Origin of the sequence: Jiella sonneratiae (genome assembly GCF_017353515.1) — a bacterium.
In the GTDB taxonomy this organism is placed as follows: domain Bacteria; phylum Pseudomonadota; class Alphaproteobacteria; order Rhizobiales; family Rhizobiaceae; genus Jiella; species Jiella sonneratiae.
Window position 1 is genome coordinate 1 of the sequence record NZ_JAFMPY010000074.1, and the last position, 916, is coordinate 916.

Consider the following 916-nt stretch of genomic DNA (forward strand, 5'->3'; position numbering starts at 1 on the left):
GGAGGTTTCGATGGCGGTAGAGATCACTCGAACGGACCACTCATCGGCGGCGCTTCGCGCGGCTGCGGCGAAGAGTTTGGATGCGAAGGCGGCGCGGCGGATGCTGGCGATCGCGCTGGTCCTGGACGGCGTGGATCGCCGGTCGGCCGCCGAGACGTGCGGCATGGATCGCCAGACGCTTCGAGACTGGGTTCATCGCTACAACGAAGAAGGGCTCGCCGGCCTTTCAAACCGGTTCTATGCCGGTCCGACGCCGCGGCTTGGCCCCGAACAGAAGGCCGAGCTGGCCCAAATGGTCCGCGAGGGCCCCGATCCGCAAGTGGACGGCGTCGTGCGCTGGCGACGCGTGGACCTGAAGCGCAAGATCGAGGAGCGCTTCGGCGTTGTGATGCACGAACGCACGGTCGGCAAGCAGCTGGCTTCGCTCGGCTTCTGGCGGCTTTCCGTCCGTCCACGACACCCGAAGTCCGATCCTGCGGCGCAGGAGACGTTTAAAAAAACTTCGCCGAAACGGTAGCGGCCGCACTGCCCGACGCTGCATGCGGCAAGCCTTTGGAAGTCTGGTTCCAGGACGAAGCGCGGATCGGTCAACAGGGAACGCTGACCCGCATCTGGGCCGAGCGCGGAACCCGACCCCGTGCGCCCCGCGATACGCGCTACAAATGGGCCTATATCTTCGGCGCCGTCTGCCCAAGACGGGCCAAAACCGCAGCGCTCGTCATGCCCTACGCCAATACCTTCGCGATGAACGCCCACCTTGCCGAAATATCCAGAGCCGTGGCAGACAGAGCGCACGCCGTCCTCGTCATAGACGGCGCCGGCTGGCACGGTTCCGCGGCACTGCGGGTTCCGGACAACATCACCATCGTCATCCTGCCGCCCTACGCACCCGAGCTCAATCCCGTCGAGAACATCT

General features: G+C 65.3%; 1 pseudogene. It reads left to right on the forward strand.

Annotation, left to right across the window (positions count from 1 at the left end):
* Positions 1–10 precede the first annotated feature (10 nt).
* Positions 11–916 (forward strand): annotated as a pseudogene (locus tag J1C47_RS23945) (IS630 family transposase); the annotation flags it as partial.